At 41.9% G+C, this 18,042-nt stretch carries 16 protein-coding genes; 4 read left to right on the top strand and 12 right to left on the bottom strand.

Going from position 1 to position 18,042, the window contains the following annotated elements:
- Positions 1-66 precede the first annotated feature (66 nt).
- Positions 67-1,182 (bottom strand): citrate synthase, encoded by a 1,116-nt coding sequence (gene citZ, locus CSV67_RS00380; RefSeq protein WP_099629657.1) that lies wholly within the window; start codon positions 1,180-1,182, stop codon positions 67-69.
- Positions 1,183-1,365: 183 nt separating this feature from the next.
- On the opposite strand from citZ, the gene CSV67_RS00375 reads away from it, so the two are divergent.
- A complete protein-coding gene (locus CSV67_RS00375; protein WP_099629656.1) occupies positions 1,366-2,331 on the top strand; it encodes an AI-2E family transporter in 966 nt (321 codons plus the stop codon).
- On the opposite strand, the gene CSV67_RS00370 is transcribed toward CSV67_RS00375, so the two are convergent.
- From CSV67_RS00370 to CSV67_RS00335, 8 genes are all read right to left on the bottom strand, one after another.
- Positions 2,324-2,707 carry an FxsA family protein gene (locus tag CSV67_RS00370; RefSeq protein WP_099629655.1) on the bottom strand — a complete coding sequence of 128 codons (384 nt, stop codon included), beginning with the start codon at positions 2,705-2,707 and terminating at the stop codon, positions 2,324-2,326. The two genes, CSV67_RS00375 and CSV67_RS00370, sit on opposite strands and share 8 nt — an antisense overlap.
- A 54-nt stretch (positions 2,708-2,761) precedes the next feature.
- Entirely contained in the window at positions 2,762-4,522 is a 1,761-nt protein-coding gene (gene pyk / locus CSV67_RS00365) for a pyruvate kinase (protein WP_099629654.1), read from the bottom strand.
- A 38-nt stretch (positions 4,523-4,560) separates the two neighbouring features.
- The gene (pfkA, locus tag CSV67_RS00360) at positions 4,561-5,520 is read right to left on the bottom strand and encodes a 6-phosphofructokinase (protein ID WP_099629653.1); all 960 of its coding nucleotides are present in this window, start codon (positions 5,518-5,520) and stop codon (positions 4,561-4,563) included.
- Positions 5,521-5,583: 63 nt separating this feature from the next.
- Positions 5,584-6,537, bottom strand: a complete 954-nt coding sequence (gene accA, locus CSV67_RS00355) for an acetyl-CoA carboxylase carboxyl transferase subunit alpha (protein ID WP_099629652.1) — start codon at positions 6,535-6,537, stop codon at positions 5,584-5,586.
- Complete coding sequence (gene accD / locus CSV67_RS00350) at positions 6,534-7,406, bottom strand: acetyl-CoA carboxylase, carboxyltransferase subunit beta (protein ID WP_099629651.1); 873 nt, start codon at positions 7,404-7,406, stop codon at positions 6,534-6,536. The genes accA and accD overlap by 4 nt, the downstream gene beginning before the upstream one ends.
- Positions 7,403-8,065 (bottom strand): FadR/GntR family transcriptional regulator, encoded by a 663-nt coding sequence (locus CSV67_RS00345; RefSeq protein ID WP_099629650.1) that lies wholly within the window; start codon positions 8,063-8,065, stop codon positions 7,403-7,405. Before CSV67_RS00345 ends, accD begins: the two co-directional genes overlap by 4 nt.
- 223 nt (positions 8,066-8,288) lie before the next feature.
- A complete protein-coding gene (locus CSV67_RS00340) occupies positions 8,289-11,357 on the bottom strand; it encodes a DNA polymerase III subunit alpha (protein ID WP_099629649.1) in 3,069 nt (1,022 codons plus the stop codon).
- A 19-nt stretch (positions 11,358-11,376) separates the two neighbouring features.
- The gene (locus CSV67_RS00335; protein WP_099629648.1) at positions 11,377-12,318 is read right to left on the bottom strand and encodes a DHH family phosphoesterase; all 942 of its coding nucleotides are present in this window, start codon (positions 12,316-12,318) and stop codon (positions 11,377-11,379) included.
- Between the two features lie 119 nt (positions 12,319-12,437).
- On the opposite strand from CSV67_RS00335, the gene CSV67_RS00330 reads away from it, so the two are divergent.
- Positions 12,438-12,767, top strand: coding sequence for a YtpI family protein (locus CSV67_RS00330; RefSeq protein ID WP_099629647.1), 330 nt, complete (start codon positions 12,438-12,440; stop codon positions 12,765-12,767).
- Positions 12,768-12,779: 12 nt separating this feature from the next.
- Here CSV67_RS00330 and CSV67_RS00325 read toward each other — a convergent pair whose 3' ends face one another.
- Together CSV67_RS00325 and CSV67_RS00320 are read right to left on the bottom strand one after the other, a co-directional pair.
- The gene (locus tag CSV67_RS00325) at positions 12,780-14,087 is read right to left on the bottom strand and encodes a DRTGG domain-containing protein (RefSeq protein WP_099630002.1); all 1,308 of its coding nucleotides are present in this window, start codon (positions 14,085-14,087) and stop codon (positions 12,780-12,782) included.
- 126 nt (positions 14,088-14,213) lie between these two features.
- A complete protein-coding gene (locus CSV67_RS00320) occupies positions 14,214-14,891 on the bottom strand; it encodes a metal-dependent hydrolase (RefSeq protein ID WP_099629646.1) in 678 nt (225 codons plus the stop codon).
- A gap of 107 nt (positions 14,892-14,998) precedes the next feature.
- On the opposite strand from CSV67_RS00320, the gene CSV67_RS00315 reads away from it, so the two are divergent.
- Positions 14,999-16,096 carry a M24 family metallopeptidase gene (locus CSV67_RS00315; RefSeq protein WP_099630001.1) on the top strand — a complete coding sequence of 366 codons (1,098 nt, stop codon included), beginning with the start codon at positions 14,999-15,001 and terminating at the stop codon, positions 16,094-16,096.
- 91 nt (positions 16,097-16,187) lie between these two features.
- Here CSV67_RS00315 and ald read toward each other — a convergent pair whose 3' ends face one another.
- Positions 16,188-17,309, bottom strand: a complete 1,122-nt coding sequence (gene ald / locus CSV67_RS00310; RefSeq protein WP_099629645.1) for an alanine dehydrogenase — start codon at positions 17,307-17,309, stop codon at positions 16,188-16,190.
- Between the two features lie 243 nt (positions 17,310-17,552).
- On the opposite strand from ald, the gene CSV67_RS00305 reads away from it, so the two are divergent.
- Positions 17,553-18,008, top strand: a complete 456-nt coding sequence (locus tag CSV67_RS00305) for a universal stress protein (RefSeq protein ID WP_099629644.1) — start codon at positions 17,553-17,555, stop codon at positions 18,006-18,008.
- Positions 18,009-18,042: the final 34 nt, after the last annotated feature.

Below are 18,042 nucleotides of genomic sequence, written 5' to 3'. Positions count from 1 at the left end.
ATATCCTCCTGAGTTCAAAATCAGTGGGCCGGTATACGAGATACCGCCCCACGAATTTACTATTTTTTATCGTTCATTGATTGGAACATACTTTTGCATGCCTGGTCCAACGTACTCTGCACGTGGGCGGATCAAGCGGTTGTTTTCGTATTGCTCCAGGATATGTGCAATCCATCCTGAAAAACGTGAAACAGCAAAAATAGGTGTGAAAATATCATGATCGATGTCTAATGAATGATATACCGAAGCGGAGTAGAAATCAACATTTGGAGGCAATTTCTTTTCTCCAGTGACAATTGCTTCGATCTTTTCAGACATATTGTACCACTTTTCTTCACCACGAAGAGCAGTCAATCGCTTAGACATTTCACGTAAGTGCTTCGCTCGTGGATCACCTTGACGGTATACACGGTGTCCGAAGCCCATGATTTTTTCTTTATTAGCCAGTTTTTCACGAATATATGACTCGACCTTATCTTCATCGCCGATCTCCATTAGCATATTCATAACCGCTTCGTTTGCACCGCCATGTAATGGACCTTTAAGAGCGCCAATTGCAGCAGTAACGCCAGAATACATATCAGATAGAGTAGCCACACATACGCGCGCTGTGAATGTCGATGCGTTCAATTCATGGTCTGCGTGTAGTACAAGTGCTTTATTGAATGCTTCTTCAGCGATATCAGCAGGCTCTTCCCCAGAAAGCATGTAAAGGAAGTTTGCCGCATAGCTTAAACCTTTTTTAGGTGCTACTGGCTCTTGTCCTTTTCTGATACGTGCGAATGCAGTAACTACAGTTGCAACTTTAGCTTGAAGCTTAACTGCTTTATTGTAGTTTTCTTCAGGTGACATATCTTCCGCTTTTTCATCGTATAATCCTAGAAGCGAGATTGCTGTACGAAGTGCCGCCATTGGATGCACTTTGTCGATCGGATACGTTTTAAAGTGGTCAAGAACCCCTTGTGGAATTGCTGCGTTATCTTCCAACTGCTGTTTCAATTCAGCTAGTTCCTTTTCGTTTGGCAAACGTTTATGCCAAAGTAGATAAACTACTTCTTCGAAACTAGCATTTTCTGCTAAATCATCGATACCATATCCTACGTATGTAAGAGTGTCATCGATAATGGAACTGATTTGAGTTTGTGCTGCCACGATACCTTCCAAACCTTTTGTTGCTGTCATGATATTCGCTCCTTCTTCCCAGTTTGGTCATCTCCCTGAAGCGGAGTGCAGAAACGATGACCATCTGCCAATTATATTTTATCTAAAACGCTTACAAAGTCCATTATAAGCAACTTGAACGGTTTTGTGAATGGTAAAGATGTTTTTTATTTATTATTACCCGAAAGGAATGGACAAATTCCCATGATATCCATCGACTCCAAACGCTTCCAAACCTACGCCCGTCAATGGTTACCGGCTATATTAATCATAATTTCTCTCATCGTGATTCCACCTGTTGGATTTGCGATAGTTTTCGCTTTCTTCACCGCTCCGCTTATGAATTCTTTAATAGCCCTTACAAAACTGCCGGCTTTTTTAGCTGCTTTACTCATAATGGGGATGCTTGCCTCTTTAGTATACACCTTCCTATTCCTATCAATCAATGGATTGATTTCTGTCATTTGGACAATGGAAGATCAATTAGGCGTAATTATTGAAATGATGGATAATCAAGGATGGAACCTACACGCGGCCGCAGAACAATTTATCCAACTAAGTCATGAAGCGATGGAGGGGGTCATTAGTTTACTGCAAAAGACTTTCCAGCAGATCTTCAGCACATTTTTATTTATTATTGCGTACTTTTTCGCTTTACGAGAAAGTGCTACCAATCGTTTTTGGTTTTTAGTGTACTTTCCTAAAAACTTCAGACAGGTAGCACGCAGGATTTTTGAGAGGTCAAGCCGTTTGATGGGACATTTTTTCTCCGTTCAAATTCGACTATTTATCATGACGTTTATTCTAATGGCTGCCGGTTTTTGGCTTCTCGATTTCGAGTCATTCGTAACTAAAGCATTTTTGATTTCATTAGTCGATAGTATTCCGTTCCTTGGAATAGGTCTCGTGTTTTTGCCGATGATTGCCTTTTCCTTCTATATTGACGACATGCATTCGGCTATTGGCTTAGTCGTTTTGTACATCGTTTTACTTGTATGCAGGCAGATGGTTGAATCCATATTATGGGCACACACCTTTAAATTACGCACTGTACATTCATTTGTTATTACGGCTTGCGCTGTTTATTTATTCGGATTATACGGCATCATGTTTTTACCATTCTTCCTATTTATTGCGTTAAAAGTTAAGGAACATCCTACGTTTACATAACTCGGATTTGCCCGTTACGTATTTTATTGTAAATCCACTTGACGATAAATGGGTACAGTATTTTACGTGGGCCACTAAACAACAATACTAATCCCATAATGTCTGTGATGAAACCAGGTATTAATAATAATAAACCACCTAGTAAAATACACACGCTATCTACTAATGCTTTACCAGGAGTTTCTCTATTGGCCATACGGACCTGTAAATCACGCCATGCACGAAGCCCTTGTTTCTTCGCAAGATACGCGCCACCAATTCCTGTTATGATAATAATCAAAATCGTAGGCATGATACCGAGCGTTTTGCCTGAGATCATTAATAAAGCCAGTTCTGTAGTCGGTACGATAATAAATAATGCTATTAACCATTTCATATAGTGACCTCCAAAAAGACCGCTTTCTCTTAACGAGAAGCGGTCTGTATGTTTTTACAATACTTTTGCGTGACCGTTGTAGATCACACCACTCGCTGCGTCCATTGTAATGTCACTGCCATTTTTAATAACAGATGTGATATTTTCCACCCCTACGATAACAGGTATACCAAGACTCAAACCAACTACCGCGGCGTGACTAGTCAAACCGCCCGTTTCAGTAATGATACCTGCACATCGCTCGAGCGCTGCAAACATATCACGGTCTGTAGAATGCGTAACAATAATGTCGCCTTCTTTAATTTGTGTCAATGCTTCTTGTGAATTCTTGATGATTTTCGCTTTACCGAAAGCAACGTTTTTGCCGATGCCTTGTCCTCGACCGATTAAATCACCGATCACATGTAATTTCATCAAGTTCGTTGTACCCGCTTCACCAACCGGTACCCCCGCTGTGATAATGACTACATCTCCATGCGTTACATATTGATGTTTTACACTCTCTTCGACTGATTCCTGAAGGATCCCGTCGATGTCCAGTGCTTTCTTTCCAACGATTGGATACACTCCCCAAACTAGCGTCAGCTTATTGGAAACCACTTCGGAACGTGTAACCGCTATAATTGGAACACCTGGACGGTATTTTGCGATCATCGTCGCTGTTTGACCACTTTCAGTTGGTGCTAAAATCGCTTTTACATTCAAGTTTAGTGCTGTATAAGACGCTGCTTGTCCAATTGCCTCTGTAAGATTTCCTTCTTTTTCTCTCGTTCTTGTGGAAACGACAGAATGGAAGTCCATAGATTCTTCAGTAGAAAGTGCGATCTTGCACATGACTTTTACAGATTCGACCGGATATAATCCAGCAGCCGTCTCACCCGAAAGCATGACAGCATCTGAACCATCCAAAATCGCATTGGCTACATCGCTTGCTTCTGCGCGTGTAGGACGTGGGTTTCTTTGCATAGAATCCAACATTTGAGTGGCTGTAATAACCGGTTTACCGTATTGGTTACATTTACGAATCATCATTTTTTGTACCAAAGGAACTTCCTCAGCTGGAATTTCTACTCCTAGATCTCCACGAGCAACCATCAGACCATCAGATAACTGGAGGATTGCATCGAGATTGTCGACACCTTCCTGATTTTCAATCTTCGGTACGATATGGATATGTCCACCATTATTATTTTCCAGTAGTTCACGGATTTGAATGACGTCAGATGCACGACGGACAAAAGAAGCCGCGATAAAATCGACGCCTTGTTCAATACCGAACAAGATATCTTCTTTGTCTTTATCCGTAATTCCCGGCAATTGAACGGAAACATTCGGAACGTTAACACCTTTATTATCTTTTAAAGGACCTGCGTTGATCACTTTGGTGTGGATCAAACCTTTTTCCGTATCCTTACCTGTTACTTCAAGTTCGATTAATCCATCATCTAGTAAGACAAATGAACCACGTTCCACATCATGAATTAACTTTTCGTAGGTAACGGAAAATGTTTCTGCAGTGCCGAGTACTTCTTGCATCGAAATATCTACTGCTTGTCCACGCACCAATTCAATTTGACCATCTTTCATTTTATGCGTCCGAATTTCAGGACCTTTCGTGTCAAGTAGAATTCCTACCATTTTTTCTTTTTCTGCTGCTGCTTTGCGGATTCTTTCAATACGTACTCTATGCTCTTCTTGGGTGCCATGGGAGAAGTTTAGACGTGCAACGTTCATCCCTGCGTCAATCAGCTTTAGTAGTCCTTCATATGATTCACTTGCTGGGCCGATTGTACACACAATTTTTGTCTTTCTCACTACTTATCGCTCCTCTGCGTCATGTCGGCTCTGACTAATTAAATAGATAATGTTTCTGCTAAATCTACTAATGACAAATCCAACTTTTCTCGTTTAATAAAGACTTCCTCTAAGTTATAGTCTACCACTTTATGATTTCTCATACCAACAGCAGAACTTTTCTTTCCGGATAACAATGTTTCAACAGCTCTTGCACCGTATTGACTAGCAATTACCCGATCACGTGCAGATGGCGAGCCGCCTCGCTGCATATGTCCTAAAATGGATACACGGGTTTCAATACCCGCTTCTTTTTTTAGTAGTTCTGCCAGTTGCGTGGCAGACATCATACCTTCCGCTAATACGATAATACTGTGCTTTTTACCACGACTCGTACTGCTCCTTAGGCGTTCAACAATAGCGTGTATGTTAAATGGCTTCTCAGGCAGTATAATCGATTCAGCACCGCCACCAAGCCCTGCCCATAACGCGAGATCACCTGCGTCACGACCCATTACTTCAATAATGAAAGAACGTTCATGAGATGTTGCAGTATCTCGGATTTTATCAATTACTTGGACTACGGTATTCAATGCAGTATCAAAACCGATCGTAAATTCTGTTCCGGTAATATCGTTATCAATTGTAGCAGGTACACAAGCACAAGGAACACCCAATTTCACAAGTTCATTGGCTCCTTTAAACGACCCATCTCCACCAATGACGACCAATCCTTCAATCGCATGAAGCTTGATTTGCTCCATTGCTTTGGCACGACCTTCTTCCGTCATGAACGCCGGACATCTTGCAGATCGCAATATCGTTCCGCCACGCTGAATGATATCTCCGACTGAACCAAGCTGGAATTGCTCAATTTTACCGTCAATCAATCCTTGATACCCATTGAACACACCGGAAACTTCCACCCCTTCGAAGAGAGCTTTCCTGACTACGGAACGAATGGCCGCATTCATTCCCGGTGCGTCGCCACCACTTGTTAAGACCGCAATTTTTTTCATGTCGATCCCATCCTTTAATCATATCTTGTATGTACGAGCAAAAGACGCGGTTGCCCGCATCTTTTATTCCGAAAAGACGCCAATACTCCGGAATTTATTATATCGATTATCAATCAATTCATCTGATGTCAATTCGCATAATGTTTTCAGTGATCTTCGTAGCGTGCTACGGATTTCTACCGACTGTTTGTTTGCATCGCGATGTGCTCCGCCAAGTACTTCGGGAATGATTTCATCAATAATATTCATTTCTTTCAAATCGGGTGCAGTAATTTTCATCGCTTCCGCTGCTTGTTTAGCCAGTGATGGATCTTTCCACAAAATAGACGCTGCACCTTCCGGGGAAATAACAGAGTACGTAGAGTTTTCGAGCATATGGATATGGTTTGCTACACCGAGAGCCAGTGCACCTCCACTACCCCCTTCTCCAATAACGATGGAAATAACAGGGACTTTTAAACCAGCCATTTCAACTAGATTACGTGCAATTGCTTCACTTTGTCCTCGTTCCTCTGCCGCTTTACCGGGATATGCACCTTTTGTATCGATGAAACAAATAATAGGACGATGGAACTTTTCCGCTTGCTTCATTAGGCGAAGCGCTTTACGATATCCTTCGGGATGCGGCATACCAAAGTTTCTTCTAACATTTTCTTTGGTGTCTTTTCCACGCTGATGGCCAATGATTGTAATGGGCATTTCCTCAAATGAGGCGATTCCACCGATTATCGCTTCATCATCTCCAAAGTTGCGATCTCCATGAAATTCGATAAAGTCTTCGAACAAACGAGTAATATAATCCATTGTCGTCGGTCTTTCAGGGTGTCGGGCAACTTGTACACGATCCCAAGGCTCCATACTTTCATAGATATCTGTTTCCAACTTAACTAGACGATTTTTCAAATTGACGATTTCAGATGAAAGATCTACGTCATTGACTGCGGTATACTCTTCTAGTTCATTAATTTTTTCACGCAGTTTTACGATAGGTTCTTCAAATGCAAGTGTTTTACTCATACGAGTACAGCCCCCTTTCGTGCGTGAAGCTTCAAGATTTTATTCATTTCTTCTGGCATATCGTTGCGATGGACTACAGCGTCCAATTGCCCGTGATTCAATAAGAACTCCGCTGTCTGGAAATCTTCAGGCAGTTTTTCACGTACGGTTTGTTCAATTACTCGACGCCCTGCAAACCCGATCAAAGCTTTTGGCTCTGCAAGATTAATATCACCAACCGAGGCAAAACTCGCGGATACACCACCTGTAGTTGGGTAGGTCATGATGGAAATGTACAATAACCCTTTATTGGCATGTCTTTCAAGAGCAACACTCACTTTAGCCATCTGCATCAGACTAATTACACCTTCTTGCATACGGGCACCACCACTTGCGGAAAAAATCAACATAGGAATACCTAATTCCGTAGCTTTCTCTACAGCTCTTGTAATTTTTTCGCCAACTACTGATCCCATAGACCCCATTCGGAAATGTGCATCCATGACTGCAACGGCTACTAGTGTATCTTGAATCCTTCCGACGCCAGTCAGTACGGCCTCATTCAAACCTGTTGCTTTTGCATCAGCTTCTACTTTTTCTGTATAAGAAGGGAAATCTAGCGGATTCTCTGTTTTCAAATGATCATCCATTGATTCAAAGCTACCCTCATCAAATAAGTGATCGATCCGCTCTTGTGCCGTCATCTTATAATGATGCTGGCAAGAAGGGCAAACCTTACCATTCTTCAACAAGTCCTTCGTCAAAATCACATGCTTGCACTCCGGACATTTCGTCATAATTCCTTCTGGCACATCTGCTTTACTTTTGGCAGAAGGTATTGTATGTTGGTCTACTTTTGATTTCTTTTTAAATAATTCTTTGATACTCATTCCGTTTCCCTTCTTTCTCCCTCAACTTGATCCATCCATTTTTCATAACAAATTAAGGCTTTTTCCTTATTACCTGCCATCATTTCATCCAGCAGTTCATGCACTATAGCTACTTCCTCATCAGCCTCAATGGCTATATCAAAAGAAACACCGCTATACTGTTTTAGTAAAAACCAAATTTTCAAGGAGAGTCGATTTTCAGTAGCGACAATGGTTTCGCGCACCATATCTTCACGTGAAAACACTGACTCTCCTTCTCTCAACCTACTTTGCATGCCTTCCCAAACAGGAAGCATGCGCAATTCTTCATTTTCTGTGACTGTTGTAATTGCTGCCCGCTCATGGATCATCCTTGTATCTACTACATCTTGGATTGACCGTGCTTGCTGCATAATAAACGTCGAGAGAACTTCCACTAATTGATGTTTTTTGAAATCGGATAGGAACGTTCCTTCGCCTCGCCTCGTCTCAATGAGGCCTAGCAATTCCATACTTCGCAACGCTTCGCGTACTGCGGTTCTACTCACTTGTAGCTTTTCTGCTAGGTGACGTTCAGATGGTAACCTATCGCCGTATTCGATTTTTTGTTCGCTAATCAGTGATTGTAGTTCTCCGATAATATCCAAAAAACGCTTGGATGATGATTGTGAATTTTGCATGAGGAGAACTCCTTTTTCATACCTTCAGCAGAGTGGTCTGACCACCCTGCATACAAGCATACAAAAAAGTCGGCACCACGTAAAGCAATATCGTGAAATTACAAGTGTTTTTATTTCGTCATTTTTCTTGCCGACTGAACGCTCACTTACTAAAAAGTCGAAGTATGGTCAATCGTGACGTGGATTGCGTCATGATTGACCATAGAGTCTATACTCGTATGTTTTATTCTCCCGATTGATGGAGCGGCAACAACTGTTCTACTATCAGTTGAACAGATTGATTTCGAAAATCTATGCTTCCTGAAATTTGAACAAACGCTCCCTCTTTTAAGTGGACGCTGATCTGTGCGTATTGTTTCGGAAACAAAGTACAGGAAATTTCTCCAGTCTCATCTTGTAACGTAAGAAATGCCATCGCTTCGCCTTTTTTGGTACGAATCCGTCTAATCGACAGAATAATTCCCATACAGTACACTTTAGTTCCTTGACGTAAAGAAACTAGTGATGTAATGGTCGCTAGTTGATTGGATGCATTTCGCTTCAATTGTTCAACAGGATGCTCGGACAAATAAAACCCTAATGTATCATGTTCAAAACCAAGCTTTGTCATCTGATCCATTGTGCCGCCCGGTGTATATTTAGGTTGCGAATTAAATTGGAACTGTTCGCTTAATGCATCGTCGCCTATGAACAGCGCATGGGAATGAGCGGCATCAATTGAAGCAAGGAGTACGGAACGCTTCTGATTAAAATCGTCAAGCGCGCCTGCTTTAATTAACGGAATGACAGTTTTTTCTGTGAAGTAATCAGCCCCGAGTGCAATCGCCATGTCAAACATAGAAGACCAGTTCCCCTTCTCACGCGCTGCAGCCAATTGCTGATAGAAGGCGATAGTAACCCCTTTTATAGCGCCTAGGCCTAGACGAACCGCATGTCCTTCGACTGTATGTGAATAGCGGCTTTTCGTAACTGACGGAGGTAGGATTGGAATACCTTTTGCCTTCATTTCACGAATTACTTCCGTCATCTTCTCTTTACTTCCTGTTAAAGAAGATAAAAATGCTGCGTAAAAATAGGTCGGTTCATTTGCTTTAAAGAATGCCAGTCGATAGGAAATTAGTGAATAGGCTACAGCATGACTTTTCGGAAATCCGTAATCCGCAAATTTAACAATCAGATTATACACGTCGTTTGCCTTTACTTGATCGAATCCTTTTTTACGTGCACCGGCAGTAAAGTGCTGGCGTTCTTCTTCCAATACTTGCTGATTCTTCTTACTAATTGCTCGTCTTAGAAGATCGGCTTCCGCCATAGTGAAGCCCGCAATATTCACCGCGATTTTCATGATCTGTTCTTGATAAATAATAATGCCGTACGTTTCGGCTAGAATAGGTTCGAGCTCGGGTATGTCATATACGGTCGGTTCTTGTCCATTTTTTCGACGACTATAAAGAGGGATAAACTCCATAGGACCCGGACGGTACAAGGCGTTGACTGAGTAAATATCTTTAAAGTTATCGGGCTGTATCGTTCGAAGGGCGCGACGCATACCAGGCGATTCAAATTGGAAGATCCCTGTTGTATCTCCTGCTTTAAATAGTGCGTATGTTGCTTGATCAGTGAGTGGTATCTGCTCAAAGTCGATGATCTGCTTTTTATTGTATTGAATCATGGCACGGATTCTATCGAGTAGTGTGAGGTTTCGCAACCCAAGAAAGTCCATTTTCAACAAACCGACTTCTTCTACATCTTTCATCGCCCATTGAGTCAGGAAGACTTCATCGGATCCAATCTGCAGTGGGACATAATGAACGAGCGGCTTCGCGGCAAGCACGACACCTGCAGCATGGGTTGATGCATTTCTCGGTAAATCTTCTAAACGTTCTGCAGCTTGTTGCCATATTTTCCTTCGGGGCTCCACTTGAATCCAGTCACGTAATTTCTTGGACTGCATGATCGTTTCTTTAAACGACTGTCTACTATTCAATTCATTGGACATGAAACGCACTTCTTCCGGTGTGAAATCCACCACTCTGGCAACATTTCGGGCAACGGCTTTCGTTGAAAGTGTACCGAATGTGATAATCTGTGCGACATATTGTTTGCCGTATGTTTCCGCCACATAATTGACAACTTCCGTTCTGCGATGATCCGCGAAATCGATATCTATATCAGGCATGGTCACACGTTCGGGATTCAAGAAGCGCTCAAATAACAATCCGTATATAATGGGATCCACTTCTGTGATGCCAAGTGCAAATGCTACTAAAGAGCCTGCCGAAGAGCCACGTCCTGGACCTACCAAAATTCCTTCTGCTTTTGCGTAACGTACATAGTCTTCTACTATTAAGAAATAATCTGTGAAGCCCATTTGTTTAATAATCGATAATTCATAGCGTAATCGCTCTTCATACTCTGGCGATAGTGTTGGAAAGCGTTGTTGCAATCCGGTCCGACACTGTTCTTCCAGCAAATCAATGGACTTTTTGCCATCTACTACAGGAAACTTGGGAAGTAAAAAATCTTCTTTCTGGATCGTCACATTACAGGAATTCATAATGTTTTCCGTTGTCTGTAACCATTCCGGATACTCTCTGAACCAATTTGTAAGTTCTTGTAGTTCAGGCAAAAACGCTTGTCTATAACGATTAGGCGGTTTTTTTGAATCATTTAATTTAAAGCCTTTCCGAATGGCTGTTGCGACTTCATAAGCTTGAAAGTCTTCTTTATGAAGAAAGCGTGTTTCGTGACAAGCCGCTATGGATAATTGACTTTCCTCACTCAACTGCATAATGGCAGCTTCGTCAGTATGGGCCCCCCCACCCGGCCGGCTGATTCCAATAAATGTTGAAGTGGTGGAAACGTTCTCCGTTAGTAACTGCAGTACATGTAGAGTACGCGCATTCGCCCAGGATGAATCGGTCATCGCACATATCATGATGCACCCTTCTCTATAGGCGTGGAGCCAATTCAGCGGTAAGTTTTCTTCTTGACGTGTCGAAATAGCACTGCTCATTTTCAGTAGATTGGAGAAGCCTGTTTCGTTTTGCGCATATATGTATACAAGCACTTCATGATCTTCAACTTCTAACATAACGGACAATCCAATTATGGGTCGGATGCCGTATTTACTCAGCATTTTACTAAATGATCGCACGCCATATAATGTACTATTGACGATAGCAGCAGAAGAAGCCCCTCTTTTTTGCAAAAGAGGAGCCAGTTCATCTAACTTTACGATTCCACGCAATAAATCTGCGCCTGTGACAATTTGCGGATACATCAGGTTCATTTCAATCCCTCAGCTCTGCTTAATAGTTTCTGCAAAGTTCTTGCAGTTTACCGATGATTTCATCTACTTCTGTCCATGAATACGCGGAAGCACCTGACGCTAGTGGATGACCACCGCCATTGTGCTGCATCGCCAATGTATTGATGATAGGACCTTTTGAACGTAGGCGGACACGGATTTGGTTCTGCTCTTCAATAAAGATGATCCACGCACAAATCCCTTTAACCTCTCCAAGTGACCCTACGAGTTGAGACGTCTCCGATACGGTTACATCGAACTGCTCCAAAATTTCTTTTGTTAATTTAATATAAGCCGCACCATTTTCATCGATCGTAAAGTTTTGGTAGATGTAGCCTTGCAAATGCAAGATTTTACGATCCATCTCATACATACCTGCGAATAATTTCGTTCGATCAAAAGGTTGCTTGATTAACGAGCTAGCTACTTCAAATGTCTTTTCAGTCGTGCTCGGGAACATAAAACGACCCGTATCCCCGACAATTCCTGCAAATAAGAAACGTGCCGCTTCTGGGGACATTTCCCAATTGTATGAAGCTTGACCTTCTTCATATATGGTATAGATCATTTCCGAGCAAGAACTCGCGTCTGTATTTACCCATCGCTCATCACCATATGGATCTTCGTTCGGGTGATGATCGATTTTCCATAAAAATGCACCTTTGTCGTAAAATGATCCATCAATACGATCCGTGTTCGCTGTATCGGTAACGATGACCAGGGCACCTTCGTAATCTGTTTCAGTCACGGTGTTCGGTTCACCCAAATAACTTAACAGTTCATCATGCGTTCCAACTGCGAGTACTTGCTTTCTCGGATAGTTCTTTTCAATAAGTGCTTTCAACCCCATTTGTGACCCGTATGCATCTGGATCAGGTCGGACGTGACGATGAATGATAATTTTTTCGTATTTCTCAATTGTGTCAATGATTTGTCGTTTCATCTATATTCCCCCAGGTTTCTGTACAAGTATTCGCATTTCCTATTAAAAGCCGCTACAATATATAATGAACCTCAACGCTAAGGTAGCAGGTTATTTTGTATGTAATGGGGGCTTTTTTGATGGAAATGGTTAACTTTATTTTTGTTTTTGGTATCGTCGCTTGCGGCGTATTCTATTTTGTTTTTAAAACACGACAATTCCGCACGAGCCATATGTTTCCCATCCGTAAAAAGATGTATGCGAGTTTGGCAGGCACAGCACTTGGCGCCCTATTGATCTTCTTCGGCATCAATCAATTGCTGATTTTCGATGGCACACTCACCTATATCGTGTCAGCTATATTCATTCTATTCGGTGGATATGTTGCTATATTTAACTTTAACGCTCAGAAACATTATAAGCAGTTTGTTGCGGAAGAAAGTAAACTAAACCAAGCTGATGTCAATTGACGTCAGCTTTTTTTATTTCTCAAAAAGCTGGAAAGTCCCCATAGCTTTAGCAACTATTCCATCGTTCGATGTCAATTCGATTTCCAGTTTGATGAATCGGCGACTCGAGTGAATAATCTTTGGTTCCACTGTTACCGATGCGCCAAGCTGAACTTGTTTGATGAAATAAATCGTTACATTCTCGGGCACACTTTCGCCACGTTTTTGAAGCTTAATCGTACGACTACCCGCTTCTGTCAGGATCGTTAGCATCGCTCCGTAAGATAATGAACCAAATTGATTGGTCATCTGTGGCACAACGGAAAACTCGATTTTTTCAGGCGAATTGGCTATAGCTTTCATTTGATTCTTGACAATGTCGTCAATTGTTTCCCCTTGTTGCGGTTGACGTTGAGTCATTTGCAGTGCTTTTAGAACATCTTGACGACTGATGATTCCTTCTAGAATGCCCGCATCATTCACGACAGGCATTAGATCAATGCCTTCCCAGATCATACTGTGTCCCGCTGATGCAACACTCACTTTACCGTTTACCGTGATGGGACCTGGCGTCATGACTTTTCCAACGGTTTCTACATCGGGATTGCTGACGACATCTCGGGACGTAATAATCCCTACCAATGTACCGTCAGATTTTACAACAGGGTAGGCTGAGTGCGATGTTTGATGATTCACTTCGTAAAATTGATCGACGGAATCTTCAGGAGATAATGTCACGGTACTGGCAAGTGGTGTCAAAATGTCCTCTACCAATAAAATCTCTTTTTCAATCAACTGATCATAAATCGCTCGGTTCAGCATAGTCGCTACTGTGAAGGTGTCATAACTTGTTGAAATAACCGGCAAATTCATTTCGTCTGCCAGCTGCTTCACTTCATCAGTCGCATCGAAGCCACCCGTCACGAGGACGGCTGCCCCCGCTTTAATCGCAATTTCATGCGCTTTCAAACGATTTCCTACGATCAGCAAACTGCCCGCATCGATATATCGGATCATATCCTCGAGCTGCATGGCGCCTACTACAAATTTCGTTAATGTTTTATGTAATCCATCACGACCACCCAGCACCACGCCGTCTACAATGTTGATGACTTCTGCAAATGTTAGACGTTCAATATTTTCTTTTTTCTTTTTTTCAATTCGGATTGTACCGACACGTTCAATTGTATTTACTAATTTTTGGTTTTCCGCTTCTTTTATCGCACGGTAAGCGGTTCCATCACTGACTTCCAATGCTTTCGCGACTTGGCGGACGGAGATCTTTTCCCCCACTGCCAAACTTTCGATATAACGCAAAATCTGCTCGTGTTTAGTTGACATGATTTCACCTTTTTCTTCGACCCAGTTTAAGGTTTCGGCTTTTTGATAATCATACCATAAATTCAACAAAAAAACGGTCTACGACACGAACAATGCGCCGTAGACCGTAATTATTTATTTTACATTTTACAGTTCGATGATTTCTCCTGGCTCCATTATTTTCACTTCATGATTCTGTACGAGTGATTTGAAGTCTTCAGGATCCACTTCAATTGGCGGGAATGTATTGAAGTGGATTGGAACGGTTAACGTGGGTTTCAACAATTCGACTGCTTTTGCGGCATCTTTAGGACCCATGGTGAAATTATCGCCAATCGGTAAGAACGCCACATCGATTCCCTCTTCACCATACAGTTTCATATCACTAAATAGCGAAGTATCTCCTGCATGATAAATAACTTTATCTTCTATCGTCAAGAGTAAACCAGCAGGCATACCTGTATAAATTATTTCATTATCTGCCGTTGTATAGGATGAACTATGGAATGCCTGTGTATATTTCACGGTACCGAAATCAAACTCGTTTGCTCCACCAATGTTCATTCCATGTGTAGTCAACCCCTGGAATCCAAGGTATACGGCCAATTCATTCGGAGCGACGACTAAGATATTTTCTCTTTTAGCAATATCCATCGTGTCGCCCACATGGTCATTATGTCCGTGTGTTAGTAAAATCACATCAGGCTTTTCATCGTCCGCCTGTAGATCTGTTAATTTATTACCTGTAATGAAAGGATCGATTAAAATCGTCTTGCCTTTCGTCTCAATTTTTACGATCGAATGACCATGGTATGAGATTTTCACAACGATCACACTCCTCTTTTAATTACCTACTCTATTCTATACCTTCTGCAAAATAGCTTAAAACCCTCTTTTTTTGTTATACTAACCATAACAGAGGAGGTAATATGTTGACGAACATTCAAAAAGTACAAAATTTCTTAGCGAAACATGATATTGATGCAGCACTCATAACCAATCCAGACAATATATTTTATCTGACTAATTTCCGTAGTGATCCCCATGAGCGGTTACTAGGTGTAGTCGTTTTCAAAGAAGCGGATCCATTTGTCATTTGCCCTGCTATGGAAGTTCCAGATGTAAAAGCAATCGGTTGGAAGTATGACGCTATCGGATATAAGGATACAGATAATGCGTTCGAATTTTTAGATCAAGCAATCACTGAACGGACTTCTACATTCTCATTACTCGCAATCGAAAAAGAACATGTAACAGTTGATCGTTACGAAATCTTGCAAGAGCGTTTTCCGACATTACAGTTTGCGAAGTTAGATGATGAACTAGCCAACCATCGTCTGATCAAAGATGATGTGGAACTTGAGCACTTGCGTAAAGCAGCCGAATTAGCAGACTATGCGATAGAAGTAGGTTGTAATGAACTCGCGGAAGGTAAAACCGAGCTAGAAATAGTCCAAGCTGTAGAACAAGCGGTGAAACAAAAAGGCGCAGAGAAGATGTCATTTGATACCATTATCGTTTCCGGTACGAAGACCGCTTCCCCCCATGGTATTCCGGGTGTAAAACGCATTGAAAATGGGGATTTCATCTTATTTGATCTTGGAGTCGTGTATAAAGGATACTGTTCTGACATCACGCGTACGGTAGCATTCGGTGAGCCTACAGAGGAAAAGCGTAAGATTTATGAGACAGTCAAGAAGGCACAGCAAGCAGCAATTGACGTAGTACGTCCTTGTACATTGGCTAGAGAAGTGGACCTTGCCGCTCGCTCAATTATTGAAGAAGCGGGTTATGGTGAGTTATTCCCGCATCGGATTGGCCACGGCCTTGGTATTTCTGTTCATGAGTTCCCCTCCCTGACAGCTACGAATGATATGCCACTTCAAGAAGGTATGGTATTTACAATTGAACCGGGCATTTATGACCCAACTATTACAGGCGTACGGATTGAAGATGATGTGTATGTGACGAAAGATGGCGTCGAGGTGTTAACGAAATTCTCTAAGGATTTGATTGTTGTCGGAAAGTAAAAAGAGATAAAAAAAACTGAAGACAGACTCTAGTTTAGAAGTTTGTCTCCAGTCTCGGACCGCTACTTTATGTAGTGGTCTTTTCTTTCGTTTAGATCGTTTCTAGTACATCTCCAACATATGCGTATTCCAGTTCTTGTGCTTCTGCTACTGCCTGGTACGTAATGTGCCCTGCTAGTGTGTTGATTCCTTTGCGCAGCGCTTCGTTGTCTGCACATGCTTTTTTGACACCTTTGTTAGCAATTTGAAGAGCGTAAGGAATCGTTACATTCGTTAGCGCCATGGTGGATGTTTGTGGAACTGCTCCCGGCATGTTTGCTACCGCATAATGAATGACACCATGTTTTGTGTATGTCGGGTCATCGTGTGTTGTGACACGGTCAGATGTTTCAAAAATTCCACCTTGGTCAATGGCAATGTCAATCACTACAGAGCCAAGGCTCATAGATTTCACCATTTCTTCTGTTACGAGAGTTGGCGCTTTTGCACCTGGAATCAGAACGCACCCGATTACCAAGTCTGCATCTTTTACTGCTTTTGCAATGTTATATGGATTGGATACTAATGTTTGAATATGCTCTCCGAAGATCTCGTCCAGCTGACGTACACGCTCAACCGATAAATCCAAGATGGTTACGTGTGCACCGATTCCGATTGCAACACGCGCAGCATTTGTACCTGCTTGTCCGCCGCCGATGATCGTGATTTTTCCACGCGATACGCCTGGCACTCCAGCAAGCAAAATCCCTTTTCCGCCTTTTGTCTTTTCTAAATACTGTGCACCGATTTGCGTTGCCATACGGCCTGCTACTTCACTCATAGGCGCTAGTAGAGGTAATCCGCCGCTAGGTAATTGAACAGTTTCATAAGCAATTGCTGTTACTTTTTTGTCGAGCAATGCTTGTGTTAATTTTAACTCTGGCGCTAAATGAAGATACGTAAATAGAATTAACCCTTCACGGAAATACTGATATTCAGATTCTGCAGGTTCTTTAACTTTCAGTACCATGTCCGCTTCCCATACTTCAGCGGCTGAGTCTACGATGATCGCACCTGCATCTTTATATTCTTCATCCTGAAAACTCGAACCGATTCCAGCACCTTTTTCAATTAATACTTCATGACCAGCTGTTTTTAAAGTTAGAACACTTGCAGGGGCTATTGCCACTCGGTTTTCATTATTTTTAATCTCTTTTGGAACACCTATACGCATGCAAAATCCTCCTAGAATTGTAATTTCTCTTAATTACTTTTTTTATTTTCTCTTTGTCGATTAATAACTATTTAATCTTATCAGAAAATAGATGGTTTTTCCTCTTTTTTTCAACGTTTTTCCATATAATCTTCATTTTCTAAACTTTGATAAAACATTTCGACAAAAAAAGAAGGACTCTCATAATCTATGGAGAATAAGAATACTGTAGATAGATTTTAATTTTAAGGATGGAGTGGTAAAATGGCACTTACTTACAAAGACATCATCGTAGCCGTGGATGGTTCAGATGAGGCGAAATGGGCTTTTAAGAAAGCGATCGCAATTGCAGATCGTAACGATGCGACTCTTCACTTGATCAATATTATTGATACGCGTTCTTACGCGGCAGTTGAAGCGTACGATCGTTCCATCGCAGAGCGTGCACAGAAATATGCTGAAGAGTTGTTAACTGACTATCGTACAGAAGCGGTTGCAGCCGGCGTAGCAAATGTGGAAATCCACGTAGAATATGGTTCTCCTAAGACGTTGATCCCACGTGATATTGCTAAGAAGCTTAATGCAGATTTAATTATCTGTGGGGCTACAGGTTTAAACCGTGTCGAACGTTTCTTAATCGGAAGTGTTTCTGAAAATATCGTTCGTTCTGCAAAGTGTGACGTACTGGTTGTACGTACTCCGGAACATCTACAAGGCTAATGCGTAACTAAAAGCTGTCCAAGAAGTCGTTCAT

It is taken from the genome of Sporosarcina sp. P2 (assembly GCF_002743255.1).
Taxonomy (GTDB): domain Bacteria; phylum Bacillota; class Bacilli; order Bacillales_A; family Planococcaceae; genus Sporosarcina.
The sequence above is the reverse complement of the archived record's forward strand: the minus strand, read 5'-3'. Positions and strand labels throughout refer to the sequence as shown.